At 57.1% G+C, this 15,559-nt stretch carries 16 protein-coding genes; all 16 read right to left on the minus strand.

What is annotated here, in order from left to right:
• Positions 1–74: 74 nt before the first annotated feature.
• A complete protein-coding gene (gene hsdR / locus Enr13x_RS15525; protein WP_145387549.1) occupies positions 75–3,512 on the minus strand; it encodes a type I restriction-modification system endonuclease in 3,438 nt (1,145 codons plus the stop codon).
• A gap of 340 nt (positions 3,513–3,852) precedes the next feature.
• A complete protein-coding gene (locus tag Enr13x_RS39400; RefSeq protein WP_261344183.1) occupies positions 3,853–3,981 on the minus strand; it encodes a hypothetical protein in 129 nt (42 codons plus the stop codon).
• Entirely contained in the window at positions 3,974–4,858 is an 885-nt protein-coding gene (locus Enr13x_RS15530) for a GIY-YIG nuclease family protein (RefSeq protein WP_145387551.1), read from the minus strand. The genes Enr13x_RS39400 and Enr13x_RS15530 overlap by 8 nt, the downstream gene beginning before the upstream one ends.
• Complete coding sequence (locus Enr13x_RS15535; protein WP_145387553.1) at positions 4,851–5,432, minus strand: hypothetical protein; 582 nt, start codon at positions 5,430–5,432, stop codon at positions 4,851–4,853. The genes Enr13x_RS15530 and Enr13x_RS15535 overlap by 8 nt, the downstream gene beginning before the upstream one ends.
• An 825-nt stretch (positions 5,433–6,257) precedes the next feature.
• Positions 6,258–6,758: a hypothetical protein gene (locus Enr13x_RS15540; protein WP_145387555.1), complete on the minus strand. Its 501-nt coding sequence runs from the start codon at positions 6,756–6,758 to the stop codon at positions 6,258–6,260.
• A 55-nt stretch (positions 6,759–6,813) separates the two neighbouring features.
• Positions 6,814–7,128 (minus strand): hypothetical protein, encoded by a 315-nt coding sequence (locus tag Enr13x_RS15545; protein ID WP_145387556.1) that lies wholly within the window; start codon positions 7,126–7,128, stop codon positions 6,814–6,816.
• Positions 7,129–8,175: 1,047 nt separating this feature from the next.
• The gene (locus tag Enr13x_RS15550) at positions 8,176–8,754 is read right to left on the minus strand and encodes a hypothetical protein (RefSeq protein ID WP_145387558.1); all 579 of its coding nucleotides are present in this window, start codon (positions 8,752–8,754) and stop codon (positions 8,176–8,178) included.
• Positions 8,755–8,844: 90 nt separating this feature from the next.
• On the minus strand, positions 8,845–9,195 hold the full coding sequence (locus Enr13x_RS15555) for a hypothetical protein (RefSeq protein WP_145387560.1): 351 nt from the start codon (positions 9,193–9,195) through the stop codon (positions 8,845–8,847).
• Positions 9,196–9,223: 28 nt separating this feature from the next.
• Entirely contained in the window at positions 9,224–9,808 is a 585-nt protein-coding gene (locus tag Enr13x_RS15560) for a hypothetical protein (protein WP_145387562.1), read from the minus strand.
• Positions 9,809–9,895: 87 nt separating this feature from the next.
• On the minus strand, positions 9,896–10,867 hold the full coding sequence (locus tag Enr13x_RS15565) for a hypothetical protein (RefSeq protein WP_145387564.1): 972 nt from the start codon (positions 10,865–10,867) through the stop codon (positions 9,896–9,898).
• 645 nt (positions 10,868–11,512) lie between these two features.
• Complete coding sequence (locus tag Enr13x_RS15570) at positions 11,513–12,370, minus strand: hypothetical protein (RefSeq protein WP_145387566.1); 858 nt, start codon at positions 12,368–12,370, stop codon at positions 11,513–11,515.
• 92 nt (positions 12,371–12,462) lie between these two features.
• Entirely contained in the window at positions 12,463–12,975 is a 513-nt protein-coding gene (locus Enr13x_RS15575) for an HNH endonuclease (protein WP_145387568.1), read from the minus strand.
• A complete protein-coding gene (locus Enr13x_RS15580; RefSeq protein WP_145387570.1) occupies positions 12,975–13,223 on the minus strand; it encodes a helix-turn-helix domain-containing protein in 249 nt (82 codons plus the stop codon). Before Enr13x_RS15580 ends, Enr13x_RS15575 begins: the two co-directional genes overlap by 1 nt.
• The gene (locus tag Enr13x_RS15585) at positions 13,220–13,420 is read right to left on the minus strand and encodes a hypothetical protein (protein ID WP_145387572.1); all 201 of its coding nucleotides are present in this window, start codon (positions 13,418–13,420) and stop codon (positions 13,220–13,222) included. Before Enr13x_RS15585 ends, Enr13x_RS15580 begins: the two co-directional genes overlap by 4 nt.
• A gap of 160 nt (positions 13,421–13,580) precedes the next feature.
• Positions 13,581–14,231, minus strand: coding sequence for a winged helix-turn-helix domain-containing protein (locus tag Enr13x_RS15590; protein ID WP_145387573.1), 651 nt, complete (start codon positions 14,229–14,231; stop codon positions 13,581–13,583).
• A complete protein-coding gene (locus tag Enr13x_RS15595) occupies positions 14,228–15,463 on the minus strand; it encodes a tyrosine-type recombinase/integrase (protein WP_145387575.1) in 1,236 nt (411 codons plus the stop codon). Before Enr13x_RS15595 ends, Enr13x_RS15590 begins: the two co-directional genes overlap by 4 nt.
• Positions 15,464–15,559: the final 96 nt, after the last annotated feature.

The raw sequence follows: 15,559 nt of genomic DNA on the forward strand, positions 1-15,559 counted from the left end.
AGCGGGATTTGACAGGCAAGATGCCTATCCCACGTAAAATTGACAGGCAGGATGCCTATCCCACCGGGATTTGGCTAGGCGGCAACTCCCCAAATTTGGTCGGTGATCTGGCCCAGCAGGTCGGCGAGATGGCCGTCGAAAATCTTGTTGAGCCGATCGAATCCGCCGTATTCCTTGAACTGGCCCTGATCGATGGCGTCCCGGTCGACCAGCGTGTTTTCTTTGAATTGCTTGCCGATTCGTTCAAGCCACTGCCGTTGGGGTTTGGTCCAGTTCCGCGAAGCCAAGATGTTCGTCATTGCGGCCTTCACCCGATCCTCAAACGGTTCCAGCGGTGCGTCCAGAATGGCGTTGCGGATATAGCCGATGATCGTCGCGGCGATCTCGACGTTCTTGGTTTCCCGCCAAGCGACTTTTAGCCGGGTTTCACTGAACCCGTTCTTGTCCAATTCCAATTGCAGCTCGCGGAGGGCCTGCCGCGTGAGGTCGCGGGGCTTTGTCGCGCACAATTTGATCGCGGCGATTTGATCCTGGTTCGTCACCACAAACTCCCTGAACTCCTCCAAGTAATCCTTGGGCCGTTTGTTGCCCTTGCCGAAACCCGAAGCAACGCCCGTGACCTCGTCGTCGTGCTCGGACACGAAGAACTTGGCGCCGTCGCCGCTGGTCGCTTTGTCCAGGAACTCGATCAGGTTGGTCTTGTCCGAAAACCACTCGACAATTTCATCCGGTGACGCGGCACGGATCTGACTGACCAACGACTGCGGGCTAAGTCCCGACTTGTCTTCCAACGCCTGAGCCTTCTTTCCCTTGAGGGATCGCTTCTTCCGTTGCAGCTTCGCGACCAACTGCTCCTTGATGACTTCTCGGTGTTCGCCCTCTTTCGTCTTGGCCAATTCGTCGAGCAACTGGGCAAACGTGATGTTCGGCTTCGTTACCACCGGCTTCATGTCCGTGTAGGACTCCAGTGCCGAATAGAGGTCGACGCAATCGAAGATGTGGAAACAGGCCTTGTCCTCGCCGGGGCCGTGCAGGTCTTCACAAAGCCGTGTGCCGCGTCCGAGCATCTGTTCGTACAGGATCCGGCTGCGGACCCGGCGCAGAAAGACGAGGTTGCAGATCTCCGGCACGTCGATGCCGGTGGTCAGTAGATCGACGGTGATACCGACGCTGGGGTATTTTTCGTTTTTGAATCGGCGGATCAACTGCGACGGCTTGTCTGACTTGCCGGTGATCTTCTTGACCGCCTCGTCTTCGATCGCGCCATACTGGTTGGTGAACGCTCCCTTCAACTCATCGACCACCATGTCGGCGTGCATGTCGGTGACGCAGTAGATCAGCGTTTTGCCGGGAAGCGTTGGATCGATGTGCTTGGCCAGTTCCTCGCAGATCACCCGGTTGAAGTTTTCGTTGACGACGCGGCGATTGAAACTGTCGATTTCGAGTGAGATTTCATCGGGCGTGTGGAACAACTCCAATTGGTCCTTCTTGGTGTCGTAGACCGCCACCTCCTCGTTGACCTGCCATTTGATGCCGTCTTGGGCCAATCTGGTTTTGATTTGCAACGGCGGCTCGTGATCGACCAGAAAGCCGTCCAGAACGGCCTGTCGGTAGCTGTACTGGTAAATCGGCATGTCTGTCGTACCGCCGAAGATTTCAAGCGTGTGGACTGCCGGGGTCGCGGTGAGTCCGATCTTGACTGCGTCGAAGTATTCGAGCACACGCGAGTATTTTGAGATGTAGTCGGCTTCGTCGCGGAAACTCAGTTCGCTGTCGGTCAGCTCTTGATCGAGGTTGTAACCGCGATGGCATTCATCGACGACGATGCAGTCGTACTGGTCCACCGGCAGGGGCCTTCCGCCGTTTTCGCAGTCGAGCAACCGCTTGACCATCCCCTGGATCGTTGCGATGTGGAACTTGGTGTCCTGGTCCGGCCTCAGGTCGCCGAGTTCCTTCACGTCGTAAATGTCGGCGAAGGTTTGATTGTTCTCGATGCGGACATCGCGAAGGGCGTCGGCGGTTTGCTCACCCAAGCTGGTCCGGTCGACCAGGAACAGAATGCGGCGGAATCGTTTGGCTTTGATCAGCCGGTAGCAGATGCCGATGCAGGTCCGTGTTTTTCCTGTCCCCGTGGCCATCGCCACCAGCATTTCACGTTCCCCGGCTTTGATCGCGTCCTCCACCGCTTTGACGGCATCCTCCTGATAGAACCGCAGCGGCAAGTAATCGGTGGATTCGGAATCGAGTTTTGCCTGGGCCTCGTCGACATCTTGGCCGAGCAGTTGTTTCAACCCTTGTGGCGTGTACCAACTGACCAACGGCCGCGGGTGATTGGTGCTTCGCCGGGCATCGAGGAACCAGACGCCGCTCTTGGTCTTGAGTTGCTTGAGGTAACCGCGGCCGTTGGTGGAAAACAAGAACGGGATGTTGTACTCGCCCCAGGGGCCGCCGGGCGACAACTCATCGGCGGACAAGGTGTAGTCGCGGCTGTATCGCTTGGATTGCGTGATGGCGCCGGCAACGTCGACGTTCTTCCGTTTGGCCTCGACCACGGCCAGGGGCGTCAATCCGACGAACAGCACGTAATCGGCGGGGCCACTGGTCGTCGGCCACTCTGCGATGGCAATGTTCTTGTTCTTCTGCGGCCGTGAACCTTTGCCGAAACGAATGTTTTTGGAATCAACCGTCCAGCCGGCCTCACGCAACTGGATGTCGATCAGTTCCCGCGTGTCGGCTTCGGTGAGTTCTTCGTTGGCAACCTGTTCCCCGGCGGCGACCATTGCCTCGGCTTCGGATTCTGTCGGCTCGGTCGCCTCGGACAGAGCGGCAAGTTGTTTTTCGTACTGGGCGATCTTGGCATCCGTCGCGGCCGATTCTTCTTCGGCCAATGCCATTGCGGCCTCAAGCTCTTGGAAGGCTCTCTCGCGGTCCTCCTCCGCCATCTGCCGCAGTTGTGCCTCGTCGGCCGCTTGGTCCTGAAGTTGCTTCTGAGCCGCCGTCGCGTCTTCGTAGAGCTTTTTGAGCCGAGCAAGCTCCTGTTTGGATTCGTCGGTCGTATCCTGGTTCGGCAGCGGCGGGACGAACGGACCGAGTTTCGCGGACTTGTCCACGTGCGTCCGATAGAACCAAACGGCCGCTTGGCGGGCGTAACGCAGCAGCGTGATCGCGCGGCCCTGGTCGCCCTTCATCGCGTGATTGGCCTGGTTGCCTTCCTTGCGAATCTCGTGGAACAGGTTTTTGACATCGGCCGGCAACGCCCGGGACCGAAACAAATCGTCAATCAGCGTGCGTTGATCCTTCGGCCGTGAATCGAGCATCGTATCGATGCCGTACTTTGCCGCGACCGACTGGGCCAGCAATTCACCCAATTGACGGATCTTGATGATCGACGTGTTGGGATCGTCGAGTGCATACCGCTCGGCGCGTGCGGCCAGGTCGACCAAGAGCGGATCGACCTGATGAAGGAATTGAAAGTTGGGGGAGCGTAATGCTCCGGAATCACTTGATGTCACGTCTTGCGCACCTACCAGGACTGATCGGGCGGGTCAGACGCGAAGATCCCCTGGTAGGAACGATCTCCGATGCCTGCCCCCTTTGACGGCTGCCGACGGCCAATCGACAGTCTCCCGAGGACTGCAGTGTACCCCCTCTGCGCCCGGGTAGCCACCGTGCGAGCAGTCACCGGCCCTGGATCAACGCATCGATGGTCGTGATTTTTGCGCGGAGATGGCAGAAAAATCAGGGGCAGAAAAATGGGAGGGTGCTGTGAGAGAACGGGCGACAGGAAAATGGGTGACAAGAAAATAGGGGGAGAGTTGGATGCCTGGAATCCGCCCCGCCCCCGCGGGCGACTCAGGCGAAAACCGGTGCGACCGCTTGTCGTGGGATCCTGCGGGATGCCGGCCCTTGGTCGATCACGTCCCAGTCGAGCGCCGCCAATTGATCCAGGAACCGCTTTTCGACGTGGGCGTATTCAGACATCCTCGTCACCGGTTTCCGCGGCCGCTTCCTGCAACTCCTTGAGCGTCACGCCGGATTCGGTTTTCCAGTCGCCTCGTCCGTTCGCGGTGCGGCCTTGGATGACACCCGCCGCGGTTGAGGGTGACGAGAACGCATAGTCCTCGACAAAGACGAATTGGCTGGCTTGCCGCTCAACGACTCCTTGCTCTAGAAGGTCTTTCCGCAAGGACGACAAATAGCCGTGGATCGAATTCGTTTCATCCAACACCATTCCCGATCCGGTCATCACGACGAAACCTTTGGCATCTTCGAATCCCGTCGCCGCGATCCCTTTGGCGTGGATATGCAGCAGTTTGTTGCGTCGCGGTTTCGAGCGTGATTGCGTTTTTTCGAAGACGTTCAATCCCAGCAACGGAAAGATACTGAGCGTGTCCAAGAGAAAGCTCTCCACATCCGCCGTTTCCACTTCCGACAGGGTGGGCGGCAGTGAGGAACCGGTATTGTCCAGCCGGCATTGCTTGGCCGACGTGGCGAGTTCCAGCAGACGCGATTCGAGGTGCTTGACGTGCGCCTTGTTGAGGCTGGAGTCTTTGGTGACGAAGAAGACGCCCCAGTCCCAAAAGTCCTTTTTGCTGTAGTGCTGGTTCAGCCGGGTTTTGACCGGGTCGCCTTCCCCGATGTAGATCGTCGGCAGTGCGCTGTCCTCGGACATCCCGACCAGGACATAGATGCCGGTGCGATCAAACTCGGTTCGTTTGGCAGCCTGTTTGTAGCCCGTCCGTTTGAAGACGACACCGACGCCCGTCCAGTTGGACCGTTCGACGAGACGCAGCCCGTCGGGATCACCATCAGGAACGAAGATCCGAATGGAATAGGGTCGCATTTGTGGATCAATCATGTGGAGTGCCCTCGGCGCCATGTGTCGGGTCGGCCAACCCAAACAGGCGCATCACAAGTTCGGTCATCGTGTTGATGGCTAGGAAATCTCCCTTGTTCACGACGCGAATCGCGGGGCGTTCTAATTTGACGCCGTCTTTGTTTCCCTTGGTATGCTTGGCGACCGCAAATCCGTCGAGTGACGGCAACGGTTGGCCGGCCTCGTTCCCGAAGAACCGGTAGGTCAATCTCATCCGGCAATCGGGGTTGTCTTCCGAGCGAATGATCCAGACGACACATCCACTAGGCTTCTCAGCCAGAGCCACGTTGACCTTCTGCCGACTGGTCTTGCCGTGGATGTTGGATGTTTTGAGTTGCACGTGCCGGATGATCCCGTTGCACTCGAAGACGACGTCATAGCCGGACGCGTCAATTTCCGACCGCAGTACTTCCACGGTCATGCCGAATCGGTAGTAGGCTTCCTGCAGAAGTTCGGAGATGAAAACGTGTTCCACCAACTGTTCAAAGAATGACGACTTCAGGAACCTATCGGCCTTCGACGTACGGTTGATCGGGACCGGTTGAGAATCAGACATTCGCCGTGGCCTCGCGATCCTGATCGACCTTCACCCGCACCTTGCCAGTGTCGCAGGCCTTGAACAGGATACTCTCAAGGCGCTGGAGGGTGAGTTTTTGAGTTGCCATTGAATCCTGGTATCCGTCTTCCATTCCGAACAAACGGGCAGCGGCGATCGGTGCGCCGGGCGCCCGACCGAAACAACCGTCACTCGCACTGTTGAGTTCCAGGTCGCCGTCGCCGCGAAAGAATGCCCTTTTTGCGTTTTTGCAACCATCGCCACCTGCGACAACCGTACGAACGCCCCCCCAAATCGTAGCAGAGCCCAACTCATGGGGGTACAGCCCCCCAAAAGACGGCTCCCCATCAATCCGAACGAGTGCCCGCCACGGCAAACTGGTTCGTCGGTGTCCATGCGTCCCGAAACCAGCCGGCACCACCAGGTCATCACCAATCCAACTGCGGAAAACCGCCAACTTGCTCCAGTCAATGGCAAACGCGACGCCCCGCCGACCTTCCGGTTGGACGCTCGGCTTCCGCCGGTACCGCAATCGACGGCAGCACAGCATCCCAGCCCGCCCTACCGCACGGGCCCCTGGGATCCTCCAGGCGCCGTTGCCGCCCCCAAAAGTTGTCTCACCGTGGGACAACTCGCTGAATCGCAATCAGGTCCAGCGGCTCGAAAACATGCATTTTGGGCTTCGTCCAAACGATCAGATCGGCTCAAAGGTGCTGACGGATTTCACCGACCGTGGACCGCAACTCCGACCACGCGTTTGCCGGAGCATGACGCACACAGCGTTGAGGGAAAGCCAACCAATAAAGAAGAGTATCGACTGGCAGTCTACGACGTTGGGTCAACAGTCTTTTCCGGCGACTTGGTCATCCCGATGTCGCGGATCCAGCTTGCAGAAGACCTATCAATCTGATCGATCAAACGCTCCAGCTGATGTGCATCCTGGGAGCTGGCGTACGACAAGTCGTGGCATTGACGGCAACCAAAGATGTCTCCGCTCGGCGGAAGGTGCAGCGTTCCGCATCGGCGGCCACAGGGCATGCCATCGTACTCAATGGGACACAAAAACCACCAGCGTTGACCTCCGTGCCGCAGACGTGTGCTCTGGAGATCGATTGGCAATCGAACGAGCCCGTTGCCATCGGCGTCGTCGCAATACACCAGAACGAGGGTGGGTGAAGCGTTGCGCCAATCTGTCGTGTAGGCGATTGACGATTTCCTGCCGCCGAACCATTCCCAGCAAACCGTGCCGTGATAGACTCCGCCCCTCTGCGATAGCACATCGCGCGTGCTGATCGACAGGCATTGCTCGACAGTCCTCTTCGTCATTTCGTGACGCCGTTCGGATTTGACAGTGCTCTGAGAATTGCCAAAATCATTAAGCTCACGCGCGCGACGAACATAGCAGTTCGACGCGGTGAGCGATTGCCGGATCCTGCATCAGCTTCTTTTGCTTCCACCGTGCGAATCGTCGCTGGAGCGGAGTGGAATCACCACAATCCTGCAGCAACCAATAGATGGGATCGCGGTTGTCGCAATCATACAGCTCACGAACGGCTGTCCGGATCACACGACCGGCTTCGTTTGGTTTCAATCCAAATTTGGTGGCAAGCGTGCGCTTTGTCTGCCCTTTACTTTGACGGGATTGGATTTCGGTCTTTGCCACTGCAATCGCGTCACGCTTGACCAGTTCATTCATCCGTTCGAATCCCAAACAATTGAAGGACAGTTAGATCCGCTCACGTGTTCAGGATGGAGAACATTGGTTCGTATGCAATGGGCGCGTTGTCACCAGTCGACCAGGACGGCAGCGAGTGGCGGGAACGGAGTAGCGGTTCCGAAACGTGGGACGCCATCACAAAGCCCATCTTCACTGCCTCACGGCCTTTGGTCATATCACTTCCCGGTTCACTCTCTTCAATCGCCAGGTCGGGAAAACTCGATCACGGTGCTTTCCGTTGCGTATAGGTCCTCGGCGTCCGCCCTCGTAAATCGATACTCAACGAAACGTCTGGAGAAGCCCTCAGCCTGAATCCGTTGGTACTCACCAGGCAACTCACCCCAAAGACGTAGCACAAAAACATTGGGGTTGTCTTCGTCGATTCGGATCAGATCACCGCGAAGGGGCACGTGTTGCGAATTGTCGCAAAACGCGTTCATCTTCTCTTCGAATTCGAATGCGGAAAGTCTGCCAAGCAGTAAGCCAATTGACGCCAATAACTCATTTCGCTCATCCAACGTTAATCCAAAGCGAATGACGCCGTCGGAGAGTATCGCACCAGGAGCCGCGGGAAGTTCCAAGGTCCACATTTTTCTTTTGTCCATCTAGTCGCGGGACTGAATTCGGTTCGAAGTGACCGGTCCTAGTCGACCAACCGTCGCGGTCAACCAGCGCGTTTATCGCGTAGCACTTTGCAGAAATCAAGCTTCACCGAATCCTCAACGGGATTGCCTATTCACATGTCTGTGTTTCCTGTTGCGCCCTGAAAAGACAGGAGTTCATGGCTCGTTTCATGACCGATAAATCCGGGGCATACCGCTCACATTCCAGTCGCATCCTGTGAGGTCGCCCAGGTACGACGGCGACTAGCCTTGCGGCCCGTTTGACGGGAGACCTCACTGTTTCTACGCCGCTACTGGTGAGAAGGCAGCGTCGAGCCGTTCGCAAGCACGAAGGTATCTCGGGCCGCTGTTTTTGCTGGTTTGCTTCATTGGCTCGGTGCCCGCTCACTTGTCAGAACGAGAGCTAGGCCAGTTCTTCGAAACACTTTAGCGGGTCATAGAATTCCCGCTCGGCTTTCTTCCCCGGAGCGGTCCCCTCGATGTCTCTACTCACCCAGCTACGAAAGGACGCTTTCCAGTCGACAATCTGATTTCCGCTTCCCTGCCTCCAGCCGTTTGCGGAGTAATGATCGTAGAACGCGACGACTTGTCCTGACGCATCACCACCCAACTGATCGGCATACGACTGGATCTCTTGGTGGAACGGAACTCGCGCCTTTAGCGGTTTCCCTTCCTGGCTCAGCACCCACCTCCGGAATGCCGCCTGCCAGTCCTTGATCGGAATGCCTCCTTTGCCCTGCACCCAACCGTTGGCTTCGTAGTAGTAGAAGAACTCTTCGACGCAAGCTCCAGCGTGTTCGTACCGTGTCCTCTTCTCCTGCTCCATCGAGAACTCGATCACTTGATCGAGCGTCGGTGCCTTCCCTCGCGGACCACCGAGCCGTTTTAAGTCAAGAAACTTCTTCGCAATCGCCTCCAAAGCACAGGTGAGATCCTCTGAGATTTCCGACTTCTTCTCGCCTTTGAAAACTTCGTTTAGCATGTCGATCTTCGCAGACGCGTCTCCAACCAACGCGGCACAGACAGAAGCTGGCGCGTTGTGCATCAGCCCCTGGACCGCGTGTGCACGAAACTAGTGGCGACCCGGCTCGTTGAGCCAATTCAGGCATGGCTTAATCGCGGCGGATATGACGTCCTTGTCACCACGATCAATGATGTCTTGTAACAAATTGATTCTCTTTTCCTTCGAAAACCGCATGACTTTTTCGGTCAGCTCTTCCTCACTCGGGTCCCCGTCGACTTCCGCCAGTGCTGGCTTCTTGATCCCAAGAACCCTTGCGCAGTCGACTCCGTCTTGTGATTCCATGCAGTCGCGAAGCGTCTTGAGCGCAATTTCCCTCTCACTCTTCGTCATCTCGCCAAGGAGCACCTGCATCTGGGCGAGAGTGTCCTGTGGTGTGCAGCGTTTCGGCTTGCGATCCAAGGCCGGACTCGCACTGTCGGCGGCGCAGTCACCCGCATCGATAGACGTCGATGTAACGATCCATAGATCGCTCGCCTCTCGGCGGTCCTGATACGTTTCTGACTGCTTGCTTGACCGAATTTGCTGACGGAGGTTTACCGGTCTCCTGCGCCATCGCAACGGCAGCCTGCCACGCCTTCACGCGGAGTTCTTCTGGTGCCTTGGCCAACTCCCGGCATTGTGACTCCGACGATGGCAGAACTGAAACAATTGTTTCAGTCCTTCGAATTCGTTCGATCGTCTCGTGAGCTGAAATCAGTTTTCTCACATACTGTGGCGACCACCCAATCTCGTCGCTGCACCACCGCTCAAAGTTTCCACTCCCTTTCCTCGCGAGCGAAATCCTCGCTTGCTTCAGCTGTTCCCCGACGACGCTGATCCAGTCCGCGAACGCCTTGCCGAAGCGTTGGTTTGCTTTGTGGATTCGTTCCGCGAGTTCCCCCAGTGGATCATGGCCAGCCACACGCGGAATCGTTGTGCCTGCTGACGTAATTGCCGTCGTCTTGATTGGACTGTCGCTCACAGCAGTGTATCCATAGTCAATCGTTGAAAGGCTTGGTTGGTCGGTCATCATTGCTATCTCGCGAGGATTGGTTATCAGAAGGTTTCGCGGTGCCGTCGCCCCGGTGGCTGGTTGGCGCAGTTTCAGAATGGGATGTCATCACTCCATTCCGATCCGGTGCCTTTCCACTGGTGATTTGTGGCTCTTTTTTTTTACTGGTGCAAGCCTTGACTCGGGATCTCGTAGGAACGCGTCCGGTGTGAAAACACCGCGTTGATTTAAAGGGTCTTTCGATTCACAGGTCTTTCTTATTCGAGGGTCTTTACATTCACTGCGAGTGTCAGATTTCCCCAAGCCAAGGGTCAGGTTTTCTCTAGCCGAGTCTCGAATTTCCCCAAGCCACGTAGCAGATTTCCCCGGTTGGAAATCTGCATGCCCGGGGAATTCACTGGACGAAAAGAGCTGTATCTCGTCGTGTTCATCGTCGCAGTCGTCCGGAGTGCGAGGGACGACCACGATCTTCCCACGCGGCTGGTCGGAGTCCTCGATCATTCCACGGGCGACGAGCGACGCACGAGCAGAGCGGATCGATTTGGGACTTAGGCCGGTAAGCGATGCAACCCACTTGGTCGACCAGGTGAATTCAGCAGAGGCATCGATACAGAGCCACGCCCCCAGATCACCGTTTTCGGAGTTGCTCATCCCGCGTACTCGATGGAACGAGATAGAAATCAACGCGAGCTCAGACTCCTTCAGATCCAAATCGAGCACCCACTCAGGTAGCACCATCGCCCAGTCATTTGCGCCGTCGAGTACGCGATCGGTGATGGCCCGTGTCGGCGTCCGGCGCCGCTGCCTTCCAAAATTCTCGATCCATCCACAGTCTTCCAGGACCTTCATGTGTCGCTTGGTGCTTGAATCACTAAACCGCGTTCGCTTCATGATGACGGAAAGCGTGCGAAAGAATTTTCCGCGCCCGGCGATTCGATAGAAGGCAGCAAGAGTTAACGCTGCCCCGACGCCGCACTCTCGCATGCACTCTGAATTGAGACGAAAGTATTCTGCATCACGGGACCGATCGGTGCGGATTGCGTCTGATTCGTCGTCGTGTATGTTCGTATTCGTGGTCATTCGTCTTCCCGGCCACGTGGCGGCCTGATTCTTTGGTACTTAAAGGGTCGCCAAGCTGAGGTGCAGCAAACACCAACGCTCAGCGGTTAAGTCCGCAAAAAAATCCGAGACGGCTCCGGTATCGCTCACCGGGGCCGTTTCGTTTTTCTTCGCGGGTGTCAGCCTCGTGACTGACAAAGAAAGTGAAGCCCTAAGAAGGTCCACATTCCAGAGAAACGTTTTGCCGTGGTTTCCGCGAAAAACGCCCCTCCAAATGAAACGTAACGAAAACGGCTCGCGGCAATGACCATTTTTGCGGAATGGGCGTCTGGCTTGATCCGCGCCCGATGCCCCGTTGACTGCACCCGCTGGCATTTTCGGCAACAGCCAGCTCTCGGCTCGTAGCCGGTACTCAGGCGCCACCGTGCCATCGCGGAGGTGCTCTTTTATTGCCACCCCAACGGGTGGGTGCGATGTTAGCGCTAACAATGCACCCCCCCAACGGTACTGCCAAAGCGTCCCGTGGGTCGCTTTTATCACCCGCATGGGCTTTGTGGAGTGGTTCAAACGGGCCCCAAAAGTCGTCAATGACGATTTTCCCCCTCTGGTTGGTGGGGGCTAAGGAAATCCCAGCGGCTGCTGGGATTCCAGGAAAGTCGCACCGACTCAATCGTTGAGCAACCCCCGGAAGTGTTTGGCTAGGGCCAATGCCTTGTCGTGCTTCGTCGTCGCCAGCTTCTTCCCGGTTGTTTCGGGGGGCGCATCAGCTGTGCCCTGCGGCGTGCACCAATCCGACTTCGCCGCGCTCAACGACCAATTGTACGACTCGTCCCCGGCATCGACGGAAATCAAGTGGTGCGGGTGGCGTACCTCAGCACGATAGACTCCAGTTCCATCGCATCGCCCGCACGGGTGCACCTCACCGTTGCTCCATGTCTTGGTCTTCTCGCCATCGCAACTGAAGCAAACCAGAGCGGGCTCGACCTCATCGTACGAGAGGCATTCGGTAACCAACCCTTGCCGATGCAGCCCGTGTAGGCATTCCGCGATGAGGTCCGTTAGCGTTGCTTTCTCGGCGTTGTCGTAGCACCAGTTGGCATGCCGTGCCAAGTCCCGCAACGCTGCGCAGCCGTCACTCAAGCATAGCGTGACCGATGGGTACTGCGACGGGAGAGACTGCGCCCAGACTTCATGCAGCGACTTCGCGTTGGCCTTGGCTTGTCGCGATCGCTTGACAGTCTGCTTGACGTCCTTGTGCCGCTTGATCCGATCGACGTCTGCCTTGTTCCAATACTTGATCGGCGCCGCCCTCGGACGAACTGGATTACGCTTTAGCGCCACTGGCTCGATGTTTTTCGCTTGGAATTTGCGCATCAGCGTTGGTTTCGTGATGCCCAACAGTTTGGCGGCATCGCTGGTTGATAGCACCTCGTTATTTTTGATTTTCAGGCACAGCTCCCCGTGTTCGCGGCTCATGGGCTCAAGAACTTTCGCGGGATACTTGTTTGTCGTTTTCTTTCGCATTTCCATTCTCATGGCTCGTATTGGTCTCAACTACGGCAGAAGTAACACCCCGCCCGTTGCCGCTGGCGTGCGGGGTGGTTTTGTCGGTGGCGTTACAGCTTTCCACCCGTGATGTGAGCCCACGTCGTTCCCTGGATCACCTTGTCTACCGCAGATTCTGATAGTCCTAACGTCCTCGCAATCCTTCGACACCCGTGGCCGGTCTCCGATCGTTCATGCATGATGTTCTTGACATCGTGCTCTGTCAGAACCGATTGCGGAGCGTCATCTCCTCGGCAGACATAGAACTCGCGGCGTCTCCGCGCGTCCCTGTTGTTCTTTCCGACCGTAATGGCTTCCAGTTGGCTGGGGTTGCAGCAAGCCCGGTTGTCACACGTGTGACCGATGACGAGGTCTTCACCGGGGGCACCATGCGTTAGGACATAGGCGACGCGATGGCATGACAGCGTCTGCCTTTGGTGCTTGATTGCGCCATAGCCGTTACGCATCGCGCCTTGCCATTCCCAACACTCGTCAGGCCCGCGATTGTCGACACGCTGCCAGAACCGTTTCCTGAGGTTGTCGTTGACTGTGATGTTCAGCCGTCGGTTGATTCCCTTTTCCATCAAACCCACCTCCTGGTCTTCTGGGCTTTGTTGCTTCGCCGCGTTTGCTTCGGCTTATCCGCCACGATGGTGTTGGCTTCGATGTACTCGTCTATCGCAGATGCTGGAATGATTACTCGCTGCCGTTTCTTGCCGTTGCCAATGGTGTAGCCCCGCAGCCTTCCGGCTTTCACTTCACGGCGAATTTGTTCACCGCTGCATCGTAGGATCTTGGCAGCCTCGCTCGTGGTGTAGTTCGCGTCGATCACTGTTGCGCCTCCGGGCTTTTGGCTTCACGTTGGCGGCGTCGTTCGAGCACCTTGTTGGCGGGCTCGATTCCGAGCCCCAGCCGTTCCAATGTCGTGATATGTCGTTGGGCGTCGTCTACGTCGTGCCGACCTAGCGCGGCCAGCAGCAATCCAAATGCTGCCGCCCGGTCCAGGTCGTCTGATTCATCTTGGGTCATGTGGGTACCTCGCAAGTAACGTTGATGACCCTCCCCAAAATGTGCGTTTGCTGTGCGTTTTGCTTTTGCCCATTGGCATCGGCGCATGAAAAAACCCCGCCGAAACTTCGTGTTTTGCGGGGTCTAAAAAACTTCGTCCGATGCACTCGGATTGTGCGTTTCAGTTTCTGCGGCTGTTGATCATTCCAATCTGACGCTTTTCGTCGATGTCCAAATGATCGTTGTCATTGGCTCTCTTCTGGTCGTAGACGGCGTTACGACCGTGGTCGATGCGTTTCTTGCATTCATACCACGCCTTGCCGGGCTGGTCCGATCGGTTCACCGTTGATGGGCTTACGCCTACAGCCCGTGCTATCTCACTGTTGTTGCAGTAGATCTTTGGGTTCTTCGCGTACAGGCTTGCGGCCTGCGTAACCCATTGCAGGTTCTTTGGGGCTCCGACTTTTCGCTTGGCGTCACCCTCGGGTTTTGACTTCGACCGGGCGAACTCCGCGAACGCGTGCATCCGCTCGGCAGCTTCCCCGTTGATCCGTTTTGACGGTCCTCCATTGTCGGTGAGCGGACAACGCCCGGCCTCGTCAGCTTCCCTCACGTACTCCCTGTGCCGCGCTTCGTCTGCATCACGGTCCAGGACGCATTGGATGAGGTCAACGCCGTACACGGCCCTGGGCGGCTTGCTGTGCCGGTAGTCGGGCATCGTCCAGCAGTTCCCCAGTGACTCCAGGTACACGGCGAGGTCATCGGCGTACCTTGCGATTGTCTCCCACTGTCGTGGTTTCAATTCAGACTCGTTTGGGACGTCGTAGTTCATTCGGCGATCCTCCGCAGTCGGCTCTTGATGAGCCCCCAGCTAATCGCATGCCCGTCATCGATGTTTACTCGCACCCCTTTGTACCGATCGCACCGACTCGAAACGTACCACCTCCGGACGTGAGCGCAGACAGCTTTTATCCGCGCGGGGTCGATACGTTGGACGTAGACGGCGTCCATGTCTCCAGGCTTGGGCGTGTGTCCCATGATGCGACGCGCGGCTGTTGTATCGCGTGCATCGTCAGCGATCGTCCGAAACGTCCTCCTGAGCCCGTAGTAGGACAACCCTGGACGATGGATGCCGAGAGCCTTCGTGATTTTGCTGAATGCCTGCGCCACCGGGTTGGTCTGTTTGTCATCCCGTAGCCACCGGTTCCCGTACTTCGTGATGAAAACAAGGCCGTCGTCTTCGTAATTCTTTGGCTTCGGTCGCTTTTCGATTGCGACCTTGAGCGCCTCAATGGTTTCGGGCCACAGCCACGCGTCCCTGTCCTCTCCAGTCTTCTCTCGGATCTGTGACAGCCAACCGCGTTCCCAGTCAATCTCGTCCTGTCGCAGCTTCGAACAGTCAGCGCCACCAAACCCGCAATTGAGCCCCAACAGGATCATAGCGCGAAGCTGCGGGGACGCCTTCTCGACAATTGCCCTGCACTGTTCGGCGTCGAACATCAACGCCCCTTTCTTCTTTCTTTCGATCCGCTGTACGCGCTTCGGCACTGAAACGAAATCCGGCCCCATGTTGGGGCGACCATACCCAGACTTTTCAGCCCAGTTCACCATCGTCTTAACCATCGTGATCTCGCGGTTGATGGTCGACGAACCTTCCCACTTGTACGAGGCTCGAAGTGACGCGAAGTCGGACGCCCGCAAAGTCTCGTACTTTCGATCTCGCCCTAGGTGACTGGCAAACCGCTTAGCCATTGCGTGATAGTCCGTCAGCGTCCGTTGCGCTAACGTTCCTGCGTCGACCTTGGCCTGTTGCGAATCCAGGTAGCGGTTGCAGACATCAGCTACCGTCAGCCGTTCGTCATCCGAATCGAACCCCGCTTTCGCATCCAGGTATTTTCGGAGAGCGGTGTCGTGATCGGCGCCGAAATACCGGATCTTCCCGGCGAGTCGTGCGCAGTATTGACCAGATGCGTGGGGGGTCAGCGGCGAACCTTTGACCTTGGCCGGTTTCTTGGTCTTCGGCTTCTTAGATGCGGACTTTCCGCGTACACTTTGCGTGGGCATTCACTTCTCCCTTTAGCTTGGAGTGGATGTTCGGTCATGCGGTGTTACGAGCACCGCATGACCACCTTTCAGCCCCCTTGTTGTAAACTCTGTTGT

The organism is Stieleria neptunia (assembly GCF_007754155.1).
Classification (GTDB): domain Bacteria; phylum Planctomycetota; class Planctomycetia; order Pirellulales; family Pirellulaceae; genus Stieleria; species Stieleria neptunia.

Coding starts and splice junctions, on each gene's coding strand:
- Enr13x_RS39400 (WP_261344183.1), bottom strand. CDS start 3,981: ATGTCTGAATACGCCCACGTCGAAAAGCGGTTCCTGGATCAATTGGCG.
- Enr13x_RS15530 (WP_145387551.1), bottom strand. CDS start 4,858: ATGATTGATCCACAAATGCGACCCTATTCCATTCGGATCTTCGTTCCT.
- Enr13x_RS15535 (WP_145387553.1), bottom strand. CDS start 5,432: ATGTCTGATTCTCAACCGGTCCCGATCAACCGTACGTCGAAGGCCGAT.
- Enr13x_RS15540 (WP_145387555.1), bottom strand. CDS start 6,758: ATGACGAAGAGGACTGTCGAGCAATGCCTGTCGATCAGCACGCGCGAT.
- Enr13x_RS15545 (WP_145387556.1), bottom strand. CDS start 7,128: ATGAATGAACTGGTCAAGCGTGACGCGATTGCAGTGGCAAAGACCGAA.
- Enr13x_RS15550 (WP_145387558.1), bottom strand. CDS start 8,754: ATGCTAAACGAAGTTTTCAAAGGCGAGAAGAAGTCGGAAATCTCAGAG.
- Enr13x_RS15560 (WP_145387562.1), bottom strand. CDS start 9,808: ATGATGACCGACCAACCAAGCCTTTCAACGATTGACTATGGATACACT.
- Enr13x_RS15565 (WP_145387564.1), bottom strand. CDS start 10,867: ATGACCACGAATACGAACATACACGACGACGAATCAGACGCAATCCGC.
- Enr13x_RS15570 (WP_145387566.1), bottom strand. CDS start 12,370: ATGCGAAAGAAAACGACAAACAAGTATCCCGCGAAAGTTCTTGAGCCC.
- Enr13x_RS15575 (WP_145387568.1), bottom strand. CDS start 12,975: ATGGAAAAGGGAATCAACCGACGGCTGAACATCACAGTCAACGACAAC.
- Enr13x_RS15585 (WP_145387572.1), bottom strand. CDS start 13,420: ATGACCCAAGATGAATCAGACGACCTGGACCGGGCGGCAGCATTTGGA.
- Enr13x_RS15590 (WP_145387573.1), bottom strand. CDS start 14,231: ATGAACTACGACGTCCCAAACGAGTCTGAATTGAAACCACGACAGTGG.
- Enr13x_RS15595 (WP_145387575.1), bottom strand. CDS start 15,463: ATGCCCACGCAAAGTGTACGCGGAAAGTCCGCATCTAAGAAGCCGAAG.